General features: G+C 60.6%; 17 protein-coding genes. 7 read left to right on the forward strand and 10 right to left on the reverse strand.

The window, feature by feature from the left end:
* Positions 1-11: 11 nt before the first annotated feature.
* Positions 12-1,463 carry a pyruvate kinase gene (pyk, locus tag ACA063_RS23195; RefSeq protein WP_162439638.1) on the forward strand — a complete coding sequence of 484 codons (1,452 nt, stop codon included), beginning with the start codon at positions 12-14 and terminating at the stop codon, positions 1,461-1,463.
* A gap of 202 nt (positions 1,464-1,665) precedes the next feature.
* On the opposite strand, the gene ACA063_RS23200 is transcribed toward pyk, so the two are convergent.
* Genes ACA063_RS23200 through ACA063_RS23210 form a run of 3 tightly spaced genes read right to left on the reverse strand, consistent with a single transcriptional unit; the run spans position 1,666 to position 4,479 of the window.
* Positions 1,666-2,415, reverse strand: a complete 750-nt coding sequence (locus ACA063_RS23200) for an enoyl-CoA hydratase (RefSeq protein WP_497663517.1) — start codon at positions 2,413-2,415, stop codon at positions 1,666-1,668.
* A 29-nt stretch (positions 2,416-2,444) separates the two neighbouring features.
* Positions 2,445-3,380, reverse strand: a complete 936-nt coding sequence (locus tag ACA063_RS23205) for an iron-sulfur-binding ferredoxin reductase (RefSeq protein WP_497663518.1) — start codon at positions 3,378-3,380, stop codon at positions 2,445-2,447.
* On the reverse strand, positions 3,373-4,479 hold the full coding sequence (locus tag ACA063_RS23210) for a GGDEF domain-containing protein (RefSeq protein WP_497663519.1): 1,107 nt from the start codon (positions 4,477-4,479) through the stop codon (positions 3,373-3,375). Before ACA063_RS23210 ends, ACA063_RS23205 begins: the two co-directional genes overlap by 8 nt.
* A gap of 365 nt (positions 4,480-4,844) precedes the next feature.
* Between ACA063_RS23210 and ACA063_RS23215 the strand changes: the two genes are divergently transcribed.
* The 5 genes from ACA063_RS23215 (at position 4,845) to ACA063_RS23235 (ending at position 12,202) form a co-directional block, all read left to right on the forward strand.
* On the forward strand, positions 4,845-6,368 hold the full coding sequence (locus ACA063_RS23215; RefSeq protein WP_497663520.1) for a fumarate hydratase: 1,524 nt from the start codon (positions 4,845-4,847) through the stop codon (positions 6,366-6,368).
* A 249-nt stretch (positions 6,369-6,617) separates the two neighbouring features.
* Positions 6,618-8,393 carry a sensor histidine kinase gene (locus ACA063_RS23220; protein WP_497663521.1) on the forward strand — a complete coding sequence of 592 codons (1,776 nt, stop codon included), beginning with the start codon at positions 6,618-6,620 and terminating at the stop codon, positions 8,391-8,393.
* Positions 8,378-9,703 carry a sigma-54-dependent transcriptional regulator gene (locus tag ACA063_RS23225; RefSeq protein ID WP_497663522.1) on the forward strand — a complete coding sequence of 442 codons (1,326 nt, stop codon included), beginning with the start codon at positions 8,378-8,380 and terminating at the stop codon, positions 9,701-9,703. The genes ACA063_RS23220 and ACA063_RS23225 overlap by 16 nt, the downstream gene beginning before the upstream one ends.
* Before the next feature lie 312 nt (positions 9,704-10,015).
* Positions 10,016-11,335, forward strand: coding sequence for an MFS transporter (locus ACA063_RS23230; RefSeq protein ID WP_497663523.1), 1,320 nt, complete (start codon positions 10,016-10,018; stop codon positions 11,333-11,335).
* Between the two features lie 237 nt (positions 11,336-11,572).
* Positions 11,573-12,202 carry a flavin reductase family protein gene (locus tag ACA063_RS23235; RefSeq protein ID WP_162439646.1) on the forward strand — a complete coding sequence of 210 codons (630 nt, stop codon included), beginning with the start codon at positions 11,573-11,575 and terminating at the stop codon, positions 12,200-12,202.
* On the opposite strand, the gene ACA063_RS23240 is transcribed toward ACA063_RS23235, so the two are convergent.
* Both ACA063_RS23240 and ACA063_RS23245 read right to left on the reverse strand, forming a co-directional pair.
* Positions 12,203-12,433 (reverse strand): hypothetical protein, encoded by a 231-nt coding sequence (locus ACA063_RS23240; RefSeq protein WP_497663524.1) that lies wholly within the window; start codon positions 12,431-12,433, stop codon positions 12,203-12,205. It lies immediately after the preceding gene.
* Between the two features lie 41 nt (positions 12,434-12,474).
* Positions 12,475-12,828, reverse strand: a complete 354-nt coding sequence (locus tag ACA063_RS23245; RefSeq protein WP_497663525.1) for a putative quinol monooxygenase — start codon at positions 12,826-12,828, stop codon at positions 12,475-12,477.
* Positions 12,829-13,161: 333 nt separating this feature from the next.
* On the opposite strand from ACA063_RS23245, the gene ACA063_RS23250 reads away from it, so the two are divergent.
* Positions 13,162-14,091: an AraC family transcriptional regulator gene (locus ACA063_RS23250; protein WP_497663526.1), complete on the forward strand. Its 930-nt coding sequence runs from the start codon at positions 13,162-13,164 to the stop codon at positions 14,089-14,091.
* A gap of 113 nt (positions 14,092-14,204) precedes the next feature.
* On the opposite strand, the gene ACA063_RS23255 is transcribed toward ACA063_RS23250, so the two are convergent.
* The 5 genes from ACA063_RS23255 to ACA063_RS23275 all read right to left on the reverse strand — a co-directional run bounded on the left by ACA063_RS23255 (position 14,205) and on the right by ACA063_RS23275 (position 19,975).
* A complete protein-coding gene (locus tag ACA063_RS23255; RefSeq protein WP_497663527.1) occupies positions 14,205-15,260 on the reverse strand; it encodes an ABC transporter ATP-binding protein in 1,056 nt (351 codons plus the stop codon).
* A 13-nt stretch (positions 15,261-15,273) separates the two neighbouring features.
* Positions 15,274-16,122 (reverse strand): ABC transporter permease, encoded by an 849-nt coding sequence (locus ACA063_RS23260; protein ID WP_497663528.1) that lies wholly within the window; start codon positions 16,120-16,122, stop codon positions 15,274-15,276.
* The gene (locus ACA063_RS23265; RefSeq protein WP_162439652.1) at positions 16,119-17,027 is read right to left on the reverse strand and encodes an ABC transporter permease; all 909 of its coding nucleotides are present in this window, start codon (positions 17,025-17,027) and stop codon (positions 16,119-16,121) included. The genes ACA063_RS23260 and ACA063_RS23265 overlap by 4 nt, the downstream gene beginning before the upstream one ends.
* A 178-nt stretch (positions 17,028-17,205) precedes the next feature.
* Positions 17,206-18,309 (reverse strand): extracellular solute-binding protein, encoded by a 1,104-nt coding sequence (locus ACA063_RS23270; RefSeq protein ID WP_497663529.1) that lies wholly within the window; start codon positions 18,307-18,309, stop codon positions 17,206-17,208.
* A 217-nt stretch (positions 18,310-18,526) separates the two neighbouring features.
* On the reverse strand, positions 18,527-19,975 hold the full coding sequence (locus tag ACA063_RS23275; RefSeq protein ID WP_497666576.1) for an aldehyde dehydrogenase family protein: 1,449 nt from the start codon (positions 19,973-19,975) through the stop codon (positions 18,527-18,529).
* Positions 19,976-19,977 lie beyond the last annotated feature (2 nt).

The raw sequence follows: 19,977 nt of genomic DNA on the forward strand, positions 1-19,977 counted from the left end.
GGAGTCTTTGCATGTCCGTCCGTCGTACCAAAATCGTCGCTACCCTTGGCCCGGCCAGTAACTCGCCGGAAGTTCTAGAACAGCTGATTCTGGCTGGCCTGGACGTCGCCCGCCTGAATTTCTCCCACGGCACTCCCGACGAGCACAAGGCTCGCGCGAAGCTGGTGCGCGACCTCGCCGCCAAGCACGGCCGCTTCGTTGCCCTGCTAGGCGACCTGCAAGGCCCGAAAATCCGTATCGCCAAGTTCGCCAACAAGAAGATCGAGCTGAAGATCGGTGATCAATTCACCTTCTCCACCAGCCATCCGTTGACCGAAGGCAACCAGCAAGTGGTCGGCATCGACTACCCGGATCTGGTCAAGGACTGCGGCGTGGGCGACGAGCTGTTGCTCGACGACGGTCGCGTGGTCATGCGCGTTGATACCGCCACTGCAACCGAACTGCACTGCACCGTGCTGATCGGCGGTCCCCTGTCGGACCATAAAGGTATCAACCGTCGCGGTGGTGGCCTGACTGCACCGGCCCTGACCGAAAAAGACAAGGCCGACATCAAGCTCGCAGCGGAAATGGAAGTGGATTACCTCGCGGTGTCCTTCCCGCGAGATGCCGCCGACATGGAATACGCCCGTCAACTGCGCGACGAAGCGGGCGGTACTGCCTGGCTGGTGGCGAAGATTGAACGTGCCGAAGCCGTGGCCGACGACGACACACTGGATGCGCTGATCAAGGCTTCCGACGCGGTGATGGTTGCCCGTGGTGACCTTGGTGTGGAAATCGGCGACGCCGAGCTGGTGGGCATTCAGAAGAAAATCATTCTGCACGCTCGCCGCCACAACAAGGCTGTGATCGTGGCGACCCAGATGATGGAGTCGATGATCCAGAACCCGATGCCGACCCGTGCCGAAGTGTCCGACGTGGCCAACGCCGTGCTCGACTACACCGACGCCGTGATGCTCTCGGCTGAAAGTGCTGCCGGTCTGTACCCGCTGGAAGCGGTGCAAGCCATGGCGCGCATCTGCGTCGGCGCTGAAAAGCACCCGACCAGCAAGACTTCCAGCCACCGCATCGGCAAGGTCTTCGAAAGCTGCGACCAGTCCATCGCCCTGGCCGCGATGTACACCGCCAACCACTTCCCGGGCGTGAAGGCGATCATCGCCCTGACCGAAAGTGGCTACACGCCGTTGATCATGTCGCGTATCCGCTCGTCGGTGCCAATCTACGCGTTCTCCCCGCACCGCGAAACCCAGGCCCGCGCGGCCATGTTCCGTGGTGTCTATACCGTACCGTTCGACCCGGCATCGTTGCCGCCTGAGCAAGTCAGCCAGGCCGCGATCGACGAGTTGCTCAAGCGTGGTGTCGTGGAGAAAGGCGACTGGGTCATCCTGACCAAGGGCGACAGCTACCACACCATTGGCGGCACCAACGGCATGAAGATCCTGCACGTTGGCGACCCGATGGTCTGAGTGTCCGGCAGCTGAAAAACGAAAGCCCCGCCATGTGAATGGCGGGGCTTTTTGGTTTCGGATCCAGAGTATGTGTTGATGGGGCCTCATCGCGGGCGAGCCCGGCTCCCACAGGGATTGAGCCTGCCCACAACCGTGGTTCAACACAAAACCTGCGGGAGCCGGGCTTGCCCGCGATGAGGCCGGCACTGCCAGCGAAGATTCAATGCCGGTTAATGAACCCCGACAACGCCGCCATCGCCTCCGGCGAGCGCAGTCGTTGGGTGAACAAAGCGCCCTCCTCTTCTATCACCTTGCGCAACAACTCCCGGTCCGGCGCTTTCATCAATTGCTTGCTGATGCGCACCGCCTCCGCAGGCAAGGCTTCGAAGCGCAACGCCATCTCCCGCGCCCTCGCCAATGCCGCTTCGCCACTGTCCAGGGCCTCGCTCGCGATGCCCCATGCCGCCGCTTGCTCACCACTGAATCGCTCGCCCAGCAGCAACAGTTCAGCCGCTTTCGCATGTCCCAACAAACGCGGCAGGATCAGGCTGGAACCAAATTCCGGGCACAACCCAAGATTGACGAAGGGCATGCGCAAACGCGCATCTGCGCTGACATACACCAGGTCGCAATGCAGCAACAGCGTCGTACCAATCCCCACCGCCGCACCCGCTACGCCAGCAATCACCGGTTTGCGGCATTCAAGCAAATTGAGCATGAAGTGAAACACCGGGCTGTCGAGATCACCGGGTGGCTGTTGAATGAAGTCGGCGATATCGTTGCCGGCGGTGAAGCATTCGTGGCTGCCGGTGATCAGCACGGCGTAGATGTCGGGATCGGCATCAGCCTGTTTCAGTGCTGCTGCCAAGGCGCTGTACATGGCGCGGGTCAGGGCGTTTTTCTTGTCGGGACGATTCAGGCGCAGGGTCAGAAGCCCGCGTTCGCGCTCAATCTGGACGGCATCGGTCATGGTGGGTCTCGCGTCTGAAAAGTCAGCGCTCAACCACGAGGCACAAAGACGTCAGCCAGCAGTTGATTGCGCGGCAGTCCCGCCAGGTAAAGGCGTTTGGCAAAGGCGTCGACACTGTCGGGGGACCCGCAGAGTAAGGCTTGGGTTTGCCGCGAAACAAGGCGTAATTGCGCCAAAGCCGCTGGTAACTCGGCCGGCGTCCACAGCTCGATACTGAGGTTTGGACGACCGTCGGCCATGGCCTGCAACGGTTTGGCCAGATAGTGTTCATCGGCGTCATGGGCCAGGTGAATGACGCGGATGGCGCCTTGATGATCCTGACGCAGCGCCTCTCGCAACACACCAAACAACGGCCCCAATCCGGTGCCGGCGGCCATCAGCCACAAAGGCCGGGTGTGCCAGTCAGGGTCGTAATGCAGTGCACCGCCGCGTAACTCGCCGAGCCGGATGTCATCGCCGATCCTGAGCTGACGGGCGGCATCGCTAAATGCCCCCGGCTGGCGGCAATCGAGATGAAACTCCAGAAAGCGGTCCTCTTCCGGCAGGCTGGCGAGGGAATAGGGCCGGGCGACGTGACCTGCCCACAACACCAGGTGCTGCCCGGCGCTGTAGCGAAATGGCCGTTCGGAAACCAGACGCAGACGCAACACCTGAGCGCTCAGCCAATCGACGGCCGCCACCTTCGCCGGGCGTCCGTCCCGCTGCGGATCGAAAGCGTGTACTTGCAGATCCTCGACGACCTGGCACTGACAGGCCAGCCGCCAGCCTTCCCGGCGCTGTTCGGCGCTCAAGGCATCGGGTCGGATGTCGCTTGGCAACCCTTGCAGGCATTGCACAAGGCACGCATGGCAACTGCCGGCACGGCAACTGTAAGGCACCGCCACGCCGTTGCTGTTCAGCGCATCGAGCAAATTACTGCCCGCCGCGACTGACCATTGCCGCTCGCCAACCCGTAGCTCAGGCATCGGCGTTCTCCCAGGCCGCCGCGCAACGATTACGACCATCACGTTTAGCGCGGTAGAGCGCCTGATCGGCCCGGTGCAGGGCATCGTCGAGATCGTCATCCAGTTCCAGCAACGTCATGCCGGCCGACAAGCTGAGGTGACTGACATTGAGGCCAATCAACTCGACATCAGTGAACGCAATGCGCAACCGTTCGCAGCAAGACGTCAGGCGCTCGGCGTTGCAGTCGGGCAGCAGCAACACGAACTCTTCACCGCCGTAACGGGCCAGCACATCACCTTCACGCAAGCACGCAGTGGCCACCGCAGCAAAGGCTTGCAGCACCTGATCGCCGGCAGCATGACCGTGGACATCGTTGATGCGTTTGAAGTGATCGAGATCGATCAGCGCCAGACCGTGCACCACGCCGGCCTCCATCGAATTCAACTCGCGGGAGGCCAGTCGCAGAAAGTGCCGGCGATTGAACAGCCCCGTCAGCTCATCGGTGGCCACCAGGTCTTCAAGCTGACGCATCATCCCGCGCAGCGTGTCCTGATGCGCCTGCAAGGCGAAACGGCGCTGGCGCATGCGTTGGCGCGAGTTCTGAACGTAGCTGGCGTAAAACACCAGCCAGACCAGAACAATGAACAGCACGCAAACCTGCAACGCTGCCAGCGCCGGGTCAGTCAGCTGGAAGTGATAGGCGTCCCACAGCGTGATCGCACTGAAACTGAAAAACACCAACATCGCGCACCGTATAAAGGAACGTCGCGACAGGTGGAACAGGCCAAACAGCAGAATCAACACGTAGAAGACCAGAAACGCACCCCGAGCCTGGTCCAGATGGGCGATCAACCAGGTTTGCCAACCCAGCCCCAGCAGTACTTGGGCTTCGGTCAGGCTGGGATCGGAAAAGCGCAGGTTGCAGCCGCTGTAAAAAACCCCGAACAACGCCACCTGGCTGGTGACGACCAACGCACTGCCGATGGCGACGCTGGATAATGATTCGGCGAAGTGGCCAGTAAAAAATGCCAGCCACAGCAGCAGCAAAGCCAGGGCATAGGTACCGGCGGCGAGGGCAAAGCGTTTGAGCAAAAGTCGTTGGATAGCGTTATGGGTCAATCGTTGACTCACCGTGCAAAAAAAACGCTGTTTGAGTGTCCTACTCTACAGTCCGGTTGCCACTTTAGTGTCGTGCCTGATAAATGACCATTCAATTCTCGGCGCGAAAAACTGGCGTCAAACCACTGACTCCAATCCCCCGCAAACACCTGTCCCTGTCGTCGCTGGCGAAGCCTGCGTCCGGCTGCGACCAATGATTAACGCCCGGCGGGTGTTTACCAAACGGAGGCGCGTTATACTGCCGCGCCTTTTTAGCGTCGCGCCAGCAGCCCCGGCGTGCCTTGTAAAGGTGCTTGCAACCGACCGACACACCCAAGCTGCAAGCACCTTATTGAATGTTCCCGTCTTTTAGAGGAGCGCGACTCATGACCGTGATCAAGCAAGACGACCTGATTCAGAGCGTTGCCGACGCCCTGCAGTTCATTTCCTATTACCACCCCGTGGACTTCATCCAGGCGATGCACGAGGCTTACCTGCGCGAAGAATCGCCGGCCGCCCGTGATTCCATGGCGCAAATCCTGATCAACTCCCGCATGTGCGCCACTGGCCACCGTCCAATTTGCCAGGACACCGGCATCGTGACCGTGTTTGTCCGTGTGGGCATGGACGTGCGTTGGGATGGCGCCACCATGAGTCTGGACGACATGATCAACCAAGGCGTGCGCCAGGCTTACAACCTGCCGGAAAACGTCCTGCGTGCCTCGATCCTTGCCGACCCGGCGGGCGCTCGTAGAAACACCAAGGACAACACCCCGGCCGTTATCCACTATTCCATCGTCCCGGGTAACACCGTGGAAGTGGACGTGGCGGCCAAGGGCGGCGGTTCCGAGAACAAGTCGAAAATGGCCATGCTCAACCCGTCCGACTCGATCGTCGACTGGGTGTTGAAAACCGTTCCGACCATGGGCGCCGGCTGGTGCCCACCGGGCATGCTCGGTATCGGCATCGGCGGTACCGCCGAGAAAGCCGCAGTAATGGCCAAGGAAGTGTTGATGGAATCCATCGACATTCACGAGCTGATCAAGCGCGGCCCGTCCAGCCGTATCGAAGAGATGCGCCTGGAGCTGTTCGAGAAGGTCAACCAACTGGGCATTGGCGCCCAGGGCCTGGGTGGCCTGACCACCGTGCTCGACGTGAAGATCATGGATTACCCGACCCACGCCGCTTCGTTGCCGGTGTGCATGATCCCGAACTGCGCCGCCACCCGTCACGCCCACTTCGTGCTCGACGGTTCCGGCCCGGCCTCGCTGGAAGCACCGCCGTTGGACGCCTACCCGGAAATCGTCTGGGAAGCCGGTCCGTCGGCCCGTCGCGTCAATCTCGATACGCTGACCCCGGAAGACGTGCAGAGCTGGAAGCCGGGCGAAACCGTCCTGCTCAACGGCAAGATGCTCACCGGTCGCGACGCTGCGCACAAGCGCATGGTCGAGATGCTGAACAAGGGTGAAACCTTGCCGGTAGACCTCAAGGGTCGCTTCATCTACTACGTCGGCCCGGTTGATCCGGTGCGCGAAGAAGTCGTTGGCCCTGCCGGTCCGACCACTGCCACGCGGATGGACAAGTTCACCCGTCAGATCCTCGAGCAAACCGGCCTGTTGGGCATGATCGGCAAATCCGAGCGCGGCCCGACCGCCATCGAAGCGATCAAGGACCACAAAGCCGTTTACCTGATGGCGGTTGGCGGCGCGGCTTACCTGGTGGCACAAGCCATCAAGAAATCCCGCGTCGTGGCTTTCGCCGAACTGGGGATGGAAGCCATCTACGAGTTCGACGTCAAAGACATGCCAGTGACGGTTGCCGTCGACAGCAAGGGCGAGTCGGTCCACATCACCGGTCCTGCCATCTGGCAGAAAAAGATCAGTGAAAGCCTGGCAGTCGAAGTGCAGTAAGCTTTCCGACTGACAGAGAAGGCGACAGGACTTACCCTCCTGTCGCCTTTTTTATTACCCCCACATTTCCCTGTAGGAGCTGTCGAGTGAAACGAGGCTGCGATCTTTTGATCTTGCTCTTAAAAAACAACTTCAAAAGATCGCAGCCTCGTTTCACTCGACAGCTCCTACAGGGGGTGGCGCGTGGATGACGTGGGAGGCCCATGCTATCGTGCGCCCCCTCTTCGTCCCTGTGTGTAACGCCCCCGTATGATCGAGTACTCTCGCTCCCTGCGCCTGACGCTCTATACCGTTGTGATCGTCGCCGGTGCAGTCCTTGCGGCCACCCTGGCCATGCGTCACGCCGAGCGCCAGGCGCTGGTGGAAGATGCCGCTCGCGCCAATCAGCAGTTGGGGCTGTACGCCACGTCATTGCATACCCTGATCGAACGCTACCGCGCCCTGCCCCTCGTGCTGGCGCTGGACCCTGAACTGCGCTCGGCGCTCAAGGGAGCCATAAACCCCGATCTGCAGGCTTCACTGAACCGCAAACTCGAGAAAATCAACGGCGCCGCCGAATCCTCAACCCTGGAACTGCTCGACCGCACGGGCCTTGCCATCGCCGCGAGCAACTGGCGCCTGCCCAGCAGTTACGTCGGTCATAACTACGCCTTCCGTCCCTATTTCAGTCAGACCCGCACCCAAGGCACCGGGCGCTTCTACGCAGTGGGCGTCACCAGCGGGATTCCCGGTTATTTCCTGTCCAGTGCGGTTATCGATGACGACGGGCAGTTTCTGGGCGCGATGGTGGTCAAACTCGAGTTTCCGGAACTGGAGCGTGAATGGCGCCAGGGCAACGACACCTTGCTGGTCAGCGATGCACGCGGAATTGTCTTCATCGCCAACCAGCCGGGCTGGCGTTATCGCCAATTGAAGCCGCTCAATGACAGCGATCTCGCTGAACTCAAGGCCACCCGCCAATACGACAAACAGCGGCTGACGCCACTGGATGTCAAAACGCTGCGAAACTTCGACGACAACAGCAATTTGACGCAGGTCGACGGTCCTGACGGAAAAGTGAATTATTTGTGGGAATCCCTGCCGTTGGCGGCCGAGGGCTGGACGCTGCATTTGCTGCGTCGTCCACAAACGGCCTTCGAAGACAGCCGCAATGCAGCGCTGGCCGCTGCCGGGTTGTGGCTGGCGCTGGTGTTCCTGTTGCTGTTTCTCAACCAACGCTGGCGTCTGGCGAAAATGCGCCAGCGCAGTCGCGAAGAGCTCGAGCGACTGGTCGAAGAGCGCACCCGTGACCTGCGCACCGCCCAGGACGGCCTGGTGCAATCTGCCAAACTGGCGGCGCTGGGCCAGATGTCCGCCGCCCTCGCCCACGAAATCAATCAACCCCTGACCGCGCAGCGTATGCAGCTGGCGACGTTGCGCCTGCTGCTCGACCATGGTCGCGTCGATGATGCGTACAAGGCGCTCAAACCGGTGGATGACATGCTGACACGCATGGCCGCCCTTACCGGCCATCTGAAAACCTTCGCTCGAAAAAGCCCCGGCGGCTTGCGCGAATGCCTGGATCTGGCAGCCGTGGTGGACCAGTCGCTGCAGTTGCTCGACACTCGCCTGCGCGACGAACAGGTCAGCACGGTGCTGCACCTGACTCGCCCAGCGTGGGTACGGGGCGATGCAATTCGTCTGGAACAGGTGTTGATCAATCTGCTGCGTAACGCACTGGATGCCATGCAGGACAAACCGTGCAAGCGCCTGGAAATCCGCCTTGAGGCCGACGAACAACTCTGGCGCCTCAGCGTGGCAGATAACGGGGGTGGCATCGCGGAAGAAAACCTGACCAAGGTCTTCGATCCGTTTTTCACTACCAAACCGGTAGGCGATGGCCTGGGCATCGGCCTGGCCGTCTCCTTTGCCATCGTTCACGAATCGGGCGGCCGCCTGAGCGCGGACAATTTGGGTAATGGCGCCGTGTTTACCCTCACCCTGCCGATCGACCTGGAGGCTCATGGCTCATGCTCAATTCAGTGATCGTCGTCGACGACGAAAGCAGTATCCGCAACGCGGTCGAGCAATGGCTGAGCCTGTCGGGTTTCGAGGTGCAGTTGTACAGCCGTGCGGATGAATGCCTGGCGCAACTGCCAAGGCACTTCCCCGGCGTGATACTCAGCGATGTGCGCATGCCCGGCATGACTGGCCTGGAACTGTTGGCCGAAGTGCAGCGGCGCGATGCCGACTTGCCGGTCATCCTGCTGACCGGTCACGGTGACGTGCCGATGGCGGTCGACGCCATGCGCGATGGCGCCTACGACTTCCTCGAAAAACCGTTCAGCCCCGAAACCCTGCTCGGCAGCCTGCGCCGGGCGCTGGACAAGCGTCGCCTGGTCCTGGAGAACCGTGCCCTGCACGAACAGGCGGACCATCGCGCCAAACTCGATGCGACGCTGTTGGGGGTCTCACGTGGTTTGCAGACCTTGCGCAGGCAGGTGCTGGAGCTGGCGGCCCTGCCGGTCAACGTGCTCATTCGTGGTGAAACCGGCAGCGGCAAGGAGTTGGTAGCACGCTGCTTGCACGATTTCGGGCCTCGCGCCGACAAGCCGTTCGTGGCGCTCAATTGCGCGGCGATTCCCGAGCAGCTGTTCGAGGCGGAGCTGTTTGGTCATGAAAGTGGTGCGTTTACCGGCGCCCAGGGCAAGCGCATCGGCAAGCTCGAATACGCTGACGGCGGCACGCTGTTTCTCGATGAAATCGAAAGCATGCCGCTGGCCCAACAGGTGAAACTCCTGCGGGTATTGCAGGAGCAAAAGCTCGAGCGGCTGGGTTCGAATCAAAGCATCCGCGTGGACCTGCGGATCATCGCCGCGACCAAACCGGACTTGCTGGACGAAGCCAGGGCGGGACGTTTCCGCGAGGATCTGGCCTATAGGCTGAACGTCGCCGAGCTGCGCCTGCCGCCATTGCGCGATCGCCGCGAAGACATTCCGTTGTTGTTCGATACCTTTGCCCAGAGCGCCGCCGCGCGCTTGGGACGCACATTCCCGCCATTGACCGGCGCGCAGTTGAGCCATCTGTTGAGCCATGACTGGCCAGGCAATGTGCGCGAACTGGCCAACGTCGCCGAGCGCCAGGTGTTGGGGCTGGATGAACCTGCACCGGCGGGCAGCGAACCGGGCCAGTCGCTGGCGGCCCGACAGGAAGCGTTTGAAGCGCACTGCCTGCGAGCAGCCTTGACCCGCCACAAAGGCGATGTGAAAGCCGTGCTCGAAGAGTTGCAACTGCCGCGCCGTACCTTCAATGAAAAGATGCAGCGGCATGGACTGACGCGCGAGATGTTTTTGTAGCGTTCTAACGGCCCCATCGCGAGCAGGCTCGCTCCCACCTTAGTTCTGTAGTGTTCACAAATTTTGCGTTCACAGAAGTTCCACTGTGGGAGTGAGCCTGCTCGCGATGAGGCCAGTAAAGCTAACGCAAACCTTTGGACCTACTAAGCAATTTTCCGCTCAAGCCGGCTGCTCGATGAGCGGATTTCCGCTCACAAAGTCCCTTAGCCCCCTCTAAACCGCCCCTCTCCCGGTTGGCACACCTCCTGCTATAGCCCCGGCAGGCTGCGTTTTTACGCGCTCCAAAAAAACAATTAAATGAAGGATCCTTCAATGGATAACTCCAATACCCTGCCCGCAGGGTCGGCTGCCGTGCCGGCCAAGCCTAGAACCACCTCCAGCCGCATCAAATCGATCTTCAGCGGTTCCGTCGGCAACATGGTCGAGTGGTACGACTGGTACGTCTACGCCGCCTTCTCCCTCTATTTCGCCAAAGCGTTTTTCCCTAAAGGCGATACCACTGCCCAACTGCTGAACACTGCTGCGATTTTCGCCGTCGGCTTCCTGATGCGTCCGATCGGGGGCTGGCTGATGGGCTTGTACGCCGACAAAGTCGGTCGCAAGAAGGCGCTGATGGCGTCGGTCTACCTGATGTGCTTCGGCTCGCTGGTGATCGCCCTGAGCCCTGGTTATGAAACCATCGGCATCGGCGCGCCCATCCTGTTGATTTTCGCCCGTTTGCTGCAAGGCCTGTCGGTCGGTGGCGAATATGGCACCTCGGCAACGTACCTCAGCGAAATGGCGACCAAGGAGCGTCGCGGCTTCTTCTCCAGCTTCCAGTACGTGACCCTGATCTCCGGCCAGCTCATCGCGCTGGGTGTCTTGATCGTCCTGCAGAATGTCCTGACCACCGAAGAGTTGTACGCCTGGGGCTGGCGCATTCCGTTCGCCATCGGCGCGCTGTGTGCAATCGTCGCGCTTTACCTGCGTCGTGGCATGGAAGAAACCGAGTCGTTCACCAAGAAAGAAAAGGCCAAGGAAAGCGCCATGCGCACCTTGATGCGCCATCCGAAGGAACTGATGACGGTGGTCGGCCTGACCATGGGCGGTACGCTGGCGTTCTACACCTACACCACGTACATGCAGAAGTACCTGGTGAACACGGTGGGCATGAGCATCTCCGATTCCACCACGATCTCGGCCGCCACGCTGTTCCTGTTCATGTGCCTGCAACCGCTGGTGGGCGGGCTGTCGGACAAGATCGGGCGCCGACCAATCCTGATCGCTTTCGGTGTGCTCGGGACGCTCTTCACCGTGCCAATCCTCACCGCGCTGCATACGGTTCAAAGCTGGTGGGGTGCGTTCTTCCTGATCATGGCGGCGCTGATCATCGTGAGCGGATACACCTCGATCAACGCGGTGGTGAAAGCCGAACTGTTCCCGACTGAAATCCGCGCCCTGGGCGTTGGCTTGCCGTATGCACTGACCGTATCGATCTTCGGCGGTACCGCTGAATACATCGCGCTGTGGTTCAAGAGCATCGGCATGGAAACCGGTTACTACTGGTACGTGACTGCGTGCATCGCGGTGTCGTTGCTGGTGTACATCACCATGAAAGACACCCGCAAGCATTCGCGGATCACCACGGACTGAGTTCGCAAGCTCCGTACAAAAGGGGCAGACCTTACCGGGTCTGCCCCTTTTTCGTTCAATTGACACAGCCCTTATGGGAGCGAGCCTGCTCGCGATAGCAGTGTGTCATTTAGCATTGATGTCGACTGACACACCATCGCGAGCAGGATCGCTCCCACACTTGATCGCGTCGCTGGAAATCAGGTGGTAGTCCTTGCACTATTGGCGCATCCAGAACACAGACCAGGAATTCACCCTATGCCCGACGACATCCACTTCTACGAACCCGCCAACGGTCACGGCCTGCCGCATGACCCGTTCAACGCCATCGTCGGCCCCCGCCCTATTGGCTGGATCTCTTCGCAGGACGCCGACGGTCGCTTGAACCTGGCGCCTTACAGCTTTTTCAACGCCTTCAACTACATTCCGCCGATCATTGGTTTTTCCAGCGTCGGGCGCAAAGACAGCCTCAACAACATCGAACAGACCGGCGAGTTCGCCTGGAACCTGGCGACCCGTCCGCTGGCCGAGCAGATGAACCAGAGCTGCGCGATGGTCGGGCCTGAGGTCAACGAGTTCGAGCTTTCCGGCTTGACGCCCGCCGCGTCGAAAATCATTCAGGTGCCGCGAGTCGCCGAGAGCCCGGTGTCGTTCGAGTGCAAGGTTACCCAGATCATTCAGCTGCAACGCGCCGACGGGAATGTGGTGCCGAGCTGGCTGATACTTGGCGAAGTGGTCGCCGTGCACATCGCCAAATGGCTGCTCAAGGATGGGGTGTACGACACCGCCGCGGCAGAACCGATTCTGCGCGGCGGCGGTCCAGCGGATTATTTTCAGCTGGGGCCTGAGGCATTGTTCAAGATGTTCCGCCCGGGGGCGGTCAAGTAGTTACCAGACGAGTTCGGCGTCGTCGCTGACGTCCTTCAGTCCGGTCAATTTCAGCGCCGCGGCTTCGTCGGCGTCATGGGCAGTTTTGAAGACCTTGTCTTCGAGAATCTTGTGAAAGCGCGGTGCACCCGACCCGCCGAGGGCTTTGACAGCGATGGCGGCGTGGTAACCACCTTCAGCCGGTACTACAGCGGAAACAGCTTCAAAGGTTTCAAAGGCTTTACGTGCCATGTCGCGCATCCTGGCTAGTTGAGAATTCAGCCATTAAACCCTCAACCCGCCATTTTGTGTACCCACGACCGGGTCTGGCCGATCGCCTGGACTGCCGACACCTCTTTGAAGGTGTGAAAATCCAGGCTGTTGACCACCAGTTCCTGGACCAGCTCGGCAAAAACCCCCATGGCCGGGGTGCTGAAGTAGGCGGTCATGGCTTGTTGATGGGTCCAGAAACCGGACACCAGCCACAGATCAGAATCGCATTGCGAATGCTGCAGGGTAAAACTCAAGCAGCCCGGTGCGCTGCGGGATGGCTCGATCAGGGCACTGAGCCGCGCACCCAGCTCCGCTGAACGCCCGGCGCGGGCACGTACAAAAGCCATATGACTGACGGGGATCTGCGTAGACATGTTCAACCTCCCAGGTACTCGAGTGGCAGCCGTGGGTCGGGCTGCGACAGGATCAAAGGTTAAGCGCGCCGGTCATAGTGCGGTTAGTCGATTCCTGCCGGCTTGTTGCACAATCCTGCGAAGCTTCATGGCGCACCTGTAACAACCTGTAAATCCGGCCACTGGATTGAAACAGACGTTCGAGCAAGTTTTGCGGTCAATAGCCTGCTAAAGCAACCGGCCTCCTCAACCCCGTGCAGAATCAGGCAATCTTCAGGCAGGATGTGTCTACCGTTGTTGCTTGCACAAATTTAAGCTCGCCTCATTACCCATGCCCCACCGAGGATGCCGCGCATGTCGTCGCTCGATCATTTTCAAGCCCCGCTGGACGCCGAAATGGAACGCCAGCGTGCGGAGCTGGCCGCGATCATTCGCCGCAACACGATGGAGGACGGCACGTATGCTACTGCCGTCGGCTCGCTGTTCATGTCCCGCCACAGCCAGTCCCATGAGTTTGCTCCGGTGCTGGCACAACCCGCGCTGTGCATCATGGCTCAGGGGCGCAAAGAGGTCCGGCTGGCGGACGAGTACTTCAACTACGATCCGCTGAACTATCTAGTGGTGTCGGTGCAGATGCCCTTGAGCGGGCGGGTGGTGAATGTCACCTCCGAAGAGCCGATTCTCGCGGTACGCCTGGACATCGACCCGGCTGAAATCACCGCGCTGATCGCCGACGCCGGCCCCCTCGGCGTGCCCACCCGCCCTACGGGTCGTGGCTTGTATGTCGAGCGGATCGACACGGCCATGCTCGACGCCGTGCTGCGCCTGGCGCGCTTGCTGGATACTCCGAAAGACATCGCGATGCTCGCGCCACTGATTCGCCGGGAGATTCTCTATCGTCTGCTGCGTAGCCAGCAGGGCCATCGGCTGTATGAAATCGCCATCGCCAACAGCCAGAGCCATCGCATCAGCCAGGCGATCAAATGGCTCAACGGCAACTACGAACAACCGTTGCGCATTGATGATCTGGCCAAGGAAGTGAACCTGAGCGTGTCGACCTTGCATCACCGCTTCAAGGCGATGACGGCGATGAGCCCGTTGCAGTATCAGAAGCAGCTGCGTTTACAGGAAGCGCGGCGGTTGATGCTCGCGGAGGGGCTGGAGGCTTCGGCGGCGGGGTATCGGGTGGGGTATGAAAGCCCTTCGCAGTTCAGCCGGGAGTACAGCCGGTTGTTTGGGGCGCCACCATTGCGGGATCTGGCGCGGTTGCGGTTGACCGTTTGATCTGATTTTTGTGCTGGTTTTGCCGGCCTCATCGCGAGCAGGCTCACTCCTACGGGGGCCGGTGTACACCGATCTACTGTAGGAGTGAGCCTGCTCGCGATGAGGCTAGTCAGTCAGGCGCCGAGTACCCGACAAGCCTCAGCCGGCAGTGTCACTGAAACCGGATTGCCAATGCTCAATCCAAACCCCTGACACGGCGTGCTCAATGCCGTAAACGAAACACCTGAACACTCAACCGTGGTTTCAATCGTCGCACCGATATCCCGTACAAACGTCACCTTGCCCAGCAACCGGTTGCCCGCCGTCGCTTGCGGTTGCGACAGCTGCAGATCCTCAGGCCGAATCAGCATCTTCACCTTCTCCCCCACCACGATGCTGCTGCAGATCGGCACTTGCAGCGCATCGCCGCCGGGCAAACCGACCTTTCCATTACCCAGTGCCGTCGCCGGGAAGATGTTGCCGGAACCAATGAAGTCCGCCACGAACTCGTTGGCGGGATGCCGATAAATCTCGATCGGCGTACCCACTTGCTGCACGCGATGCTCACCCAACACCACCACGATGTCCGCCATGGTCATGGCCTCGCGCTGATCGTGAGTCACCATGATGGTGGTGATGTTCAGGCGCTGTTGCAGTTGACGGATTTCCACCTGCATCGACTCGCGCAACTTGGCGTCCAGCGCCGACAGCGGTTCATCCAGCAACAGAATTTTCGGCCGCGAGGCAATCGCCCGGGCAATCGCCACGCGCTGGCGTTGGCCGCCGGACAGCTTCGATACCGGACGGTCGATCATTTCCTGCAACTGAATCAACTGCAGCAACTCCACCACCCGCGCCTGCTGGTCGGCCTTGCTGACCCCGCGCAGTTTCAGCGGGTAAGCGATGTTCTCCCCCACCGTCATGTGCGGGAACAGCGCCAGGGACTGGAACACCATGCCAAAATTTCGTTGATGTGCCGGGGTGTGGCCGATGTCTTCACCGTCCAGGCGAATCTCGCCACCGGTCAGGGTTTCAAGGCCGGCAATCATGCGCAGCAGGGTGGTTTTACCGCAGCCCGACGGACCAAGAAAACACACCAGTTTGCCCTCCGGCAAATGCAGGTTTACATCCTTCACCGCGCAGGCCGAGCCGTAATGTTTCTCGACGTTTTCCAGAATCAGACCAGTCATGTTGCACCTCAAATCAAAAGGAAACGCCGCCCTCGCCCACCAGCTTCTCCAACGCCCAGATCAGGACGAAGTCGATCAGCACGATCAGCACGGCAAACGAAAATACGGTGGGGTCGAGCGATGACACGGTGCGGCTGTACATCCAGATCGGCACGGTCATGACGTCGATGGTGTAGAGGAAGTAGGTCACGGTGAATTCGTTGAAAGAGACGATGAACGCCAGCAGCATCCCCGCCAGAATCCCCGATTTCATCAACGGCACCACCACATCGACAATCGCCCGCGTCGGCGACGCACCGAGCATCTGCGCGGCCTCTTCGACTTCGGTGCCGATGGAGAGCATCGCGGCCGTGCAGTTCTTCACTACGAAGGGCAGCGCCAGGATGACGTGGGCGATCACCAGTCGCGAAGTGGTCATATGGAACGGCAAGCTGTCGAACACCAGCAGCAGCGCCAGCCCCAACACCACCATCGGAAACACCAGCGGCAACGACATCAATTGCATCGCCACGGCCTTGCCACGGAACTCGCAACGGGTCAGCGCATAAGCTGCCGGCACGGCGATGACCGTGGCAAACACCATGGTCAGGCACGCGACCATCAGGCTGGTGGTCATGGCCTTGCCCAGGCTCAGTACGTCACTGGAATCGGGCGAGACGAAGGTGTTCCAGGCGGCCTTGTACCATTGCAGGCTGTAGCTGCTCGGCGGGAAGTCGAGGTTCGAGGCACCGCTGAACGACATGACGATCATGGTCAGGATCGGCAACACCGCCAGCAGCAGGATGAAGCCCGAGAGGATGCCGGCAAATTTGCCGGTGTCGCCCGGCAGCAGCGAATGACGCTTCTTGATCAGCGCGCTCATTGGGAAGCCTCCATCCTGCGCCGACGTCGGCCAGTAAAGTATTCGGACAAGGTCATGATCGCCAACGTGGTGACGATCAACACCACACCGGCAGCGGAGGCCGCGGGCCAGTTCATCAGCGGGGCGATCTGGTCATGCACCATCACCGCCAGCATCGGCACGCGACGGCCACCAAGCAGCAAAGGAACGACGAAGCTGCTGGCGTTATAGGCAAAGACCAACGTGGCGCCAGTGATGATCCCCGGCAAACTCATCGGCAAAACAATTTGGCGGAACACCTGCAAGCGACTGGCGCCCAGGGTGGCGGCAGCCTCTTCGTAGGTGCGGGCGACGCCGCGCATGGCGCTGGCAATCGGCAAGACGGCCAAGGGAAAGGCGGTTTGCACCAGGCCCATCAGCACGCCGTTCTGGTTGTACAGCAGCATGACCGGTCGCTTGATCAGGCCCAGTCCCATCAGTGCCTGATTAAGCATCCCGCCCGGGCCGAGGATCACCAGCCAGCCGTAGCTTTGCAGCAACAGGTTGACCAGCAAGGGCAACAGCACTGCGGCCAGGAAAATCCGGCGCACGAACGGTGAGGTCAGGCGCGACATGGTGTAGGCCACGGGGATCGCCAACAGCACGGCGACGACCGCACTGATCAGCGCCAGTCGCAGGGTCAGCAGCAAGGATTTCAGGTAGTACGGTTCAAGCAATTGAGCGTAACTGGCCAGGCTGAACCCGGTCCATTCCGCCCCTTTGGTGCCCACGCTCATGCGCAGGACCAGCAGACTGGCGGCAATCAATACACCCAGGAACAGCATCGATGGCGTGAGGAAAAGCCAGGCGCGCACCGTGGGCGAAACACCCCGCTTCGCGCGCGGCTCGGCAGCACTGACCGACTGGATTAAAGGTTGGTGTTCCATAGCAAAGGTCTCGTCAATGGAAGATCAATTGCGCAGCGATGCCGAAGTGCTAACCCGATCCCTGTAGGAGCTGCCGAAGGCTGCGATCTTTTGATCTTGTTTTTTAAGATCAAGATCAAAAGATCGCAGCCTTCGGCAGCTCCTACAGGGGATTCGGGTTCCTTCAGGAAGGCGCAGATCAGGAAGAAAAGATTTCCGTGTAGCGACGAATCCATTGGTCATGCACGGAAGCCAGGAAGGCGTTGTCGTGCATGATCGCCTTCTCGGCAATCTGCTCCGGCGTAAGGATGTACGGGCTCTTGCGCGCTTCGGCGGAGATGATGGCCTTGGCGTTGACCGGACCGTTGTAGATGTCCTCGGCCATCTTGCCCTGCACCAGCGGGTCCAGAGAGTGGTTGATGAAGGCGTAAGCCATGTCGATATCGCCCGGACGATTCTTCGGCATCACCGACAGCATCAGGTCGGTGTAGAAACCTTCCTTCATGCCAAACGTCGCGCCCAGACTGTACGCCGGGTCACGAATCTGTTTAGGGAAGAACGCCGGCGCGTACAAACCGCCCATGTCCAGTGAACCGGTGCGGAACAGCTCGGCGATCTGGTTCGGGTTCTCGCCCAGCGTCACCACACGGTCCTTGAGTTCAGCGAGTTTCTTGAAGCCCGGCTCGATGTTGTGTTCGTCACCACCGGCCAGTTTGGCGGCGATGATGATCAGGTCCATGGCCTCGGTCCAGTTCGGCGGCGGCAGGAAAATGTTCGGCGACAAGTCCGCATCCCACAGAGCGGCGTAGCTGTCCGGCGCTTCCTTGATCGTGCGGGTGCTGTAGACGAGGCTGTTGCACCACAACAGGTAACCGATGCCATGACCGTTGGCGCCGGTGCGGTATTTCTCCGGTACGTCGACCAGGTTGGGAATGCGGTTCAGATCAGGTTTTTCGAGCAGATTGGCGGCGGCCAGACCTTCGGCGCCGACGCCTGCCAGGGTGATGATGTCGTACTGCGGACGGTCACCGCCGGCCTTGAGTTTGGCGACCATTTCCGAAGTACTGCCGGTGCGGTCAGCGATGACCTTGCAGCCGTACTTGTCTTCGAATGTCGCGGCGATGTTGCGCAGTGCAGCCAGGCCGGTGTCATCGGACCAGGTCAGCAGACGCAGAGTCTTGCCGGCAAAACGGGTGTCGCTGGCATTGGCCTTGATGAACGGCATGCTCATGGCCGCCGCTGCCACCGAGGCTACGCCCACGGTCTTGATGAATTGACGTCTGTTCAGATCATGCTCGCCCATTACGGACTCCCTTTGTTTTTGTAGGTATAAGGCAGGTCGAAACTGTTGCATCCGCGCGACCGGAGCAGCATTAGCCCCCGTATTTTCGGGGGCTTGGCTGAGCCAGCGAGTTCATCCTGAGGTTGTGCAAAACACCTGACTATCGATAAAAACTCATCGAAGCCATGACGCTGACGCATGCCTCACGGGGAGGCACGCGCTGACCTTTTTCGTGCCTTCAGACGGCCCGAATCACGTGCTTGATTTCCTGGAAAGCCTGCAGGCCCCATGGGCCCAATTCACGGCCGATGCTGCTCTGCTTGTAGCCACCCCAGGCGGTCTGCGGGAAGATCACCTGCGGCGCGTTAATCCACACGAGCCCCGCCTGCAACGCGTTAGCGACGCGATCCGCGGCTTCGGCGTCGCGTGTGACCACGCTGGCGACCAGACCGAACTGACTGTCGTTGGCCAGGGCAATCGCCTCGGCTTCTGAAGCGAAACTGCGCACGCAAATAACCGGGCCGAAAATCTCCTCACACCACAACGCACTGCCCTGGGGCACGTCGGTGAAAATGGTCGGCTGTAAAAAATATCCGCGCGGCAAGTCTGCCGGGCGATTACCGCCGCAGATCAGTTTCGCGCCCGCACTCAAACCACGGTCGATGTGGCCGAGTACGCGCTGGTATTGCGCCTGATTGACCAGCGCGCCCATTTCCACCGCAGGATCGAACGGGTCCGCCACGCGAATCGCTTCGGCACGAGCTTTCAAGCGGATCAGGAATTCATCGGCCAGTTCATCGGCGACCAGCACACGGCTGGTGGCGGAACACATCTGCCCGGCGTTGTAGAAACCGCCGCCACAGGCCACTTCCACTGCCAGTTCGATGTCGGCATCGGCCAGCACCAGCAGCGAGGATTTGCCACCCAGTTCCAGGCTCACGCCTTTGACGGTTTCTGCCGCGCGTTGCATGACCTGCACGCCGACCGCATTGCTGCCGGTGAACGAAATTTTGGCGACGCGCGGATCGACCGACAGCGGTGCGCCTACCGCCAGGCCCGTGCCGCAGACCAGGTTGAACACGCCCTTGGGCAGACCGGCTTGGGCAATGATCGCCGCCAGTTCCAGCTCCGGCAGCGGCGTCACTTCAGACGGTTTGAGCACCACGCAGCAACCGGCAGCCAGGGCCGGCGCCAGTTTCCACGCGGTGGTCACCATCGGGAAATTCCACGGCACGATCAGGCCGACGACACCGCAAGGTTCGCGGCGCACACGGGCGCTGAATTCGTCACTCGGCAGCTCTACGGCGCTGTCCTGCCTGGCGTCCAGGCCTTCAGCGAGCCCTGCGTAATACTCGAACGTGGTGATCACATCGTCGACGTCGATGGCCGCTTCGAACAGCGGCTTGCCGTTGTTGCCGGACTGCAGATGCATCAGTTGTTCACGACCGGCCTGCACGCCCGCCGCGATCTTGCGCAGGACCGCGCCACGTTCGGCGCCGGTGGTTTGCGACCAGTCTTTGAACGCGTTGGCTGCCGCATTGACGGCCTGATCGACCGAGTGCGCATCGCCGCCATTAACGGTGGTCAACAAGGCTTCGGTTGCCGGATTTATCACGCGCAGGTGTTCAGGGCCGGCCGACCATTGGCCGTCGATGAACAGACCATCAAGCGTGGTCGGTAATGTCAAAG

It is taken from the genome of Pseudomonas sp. LBUM1643 (assembly GCF_059716215.1).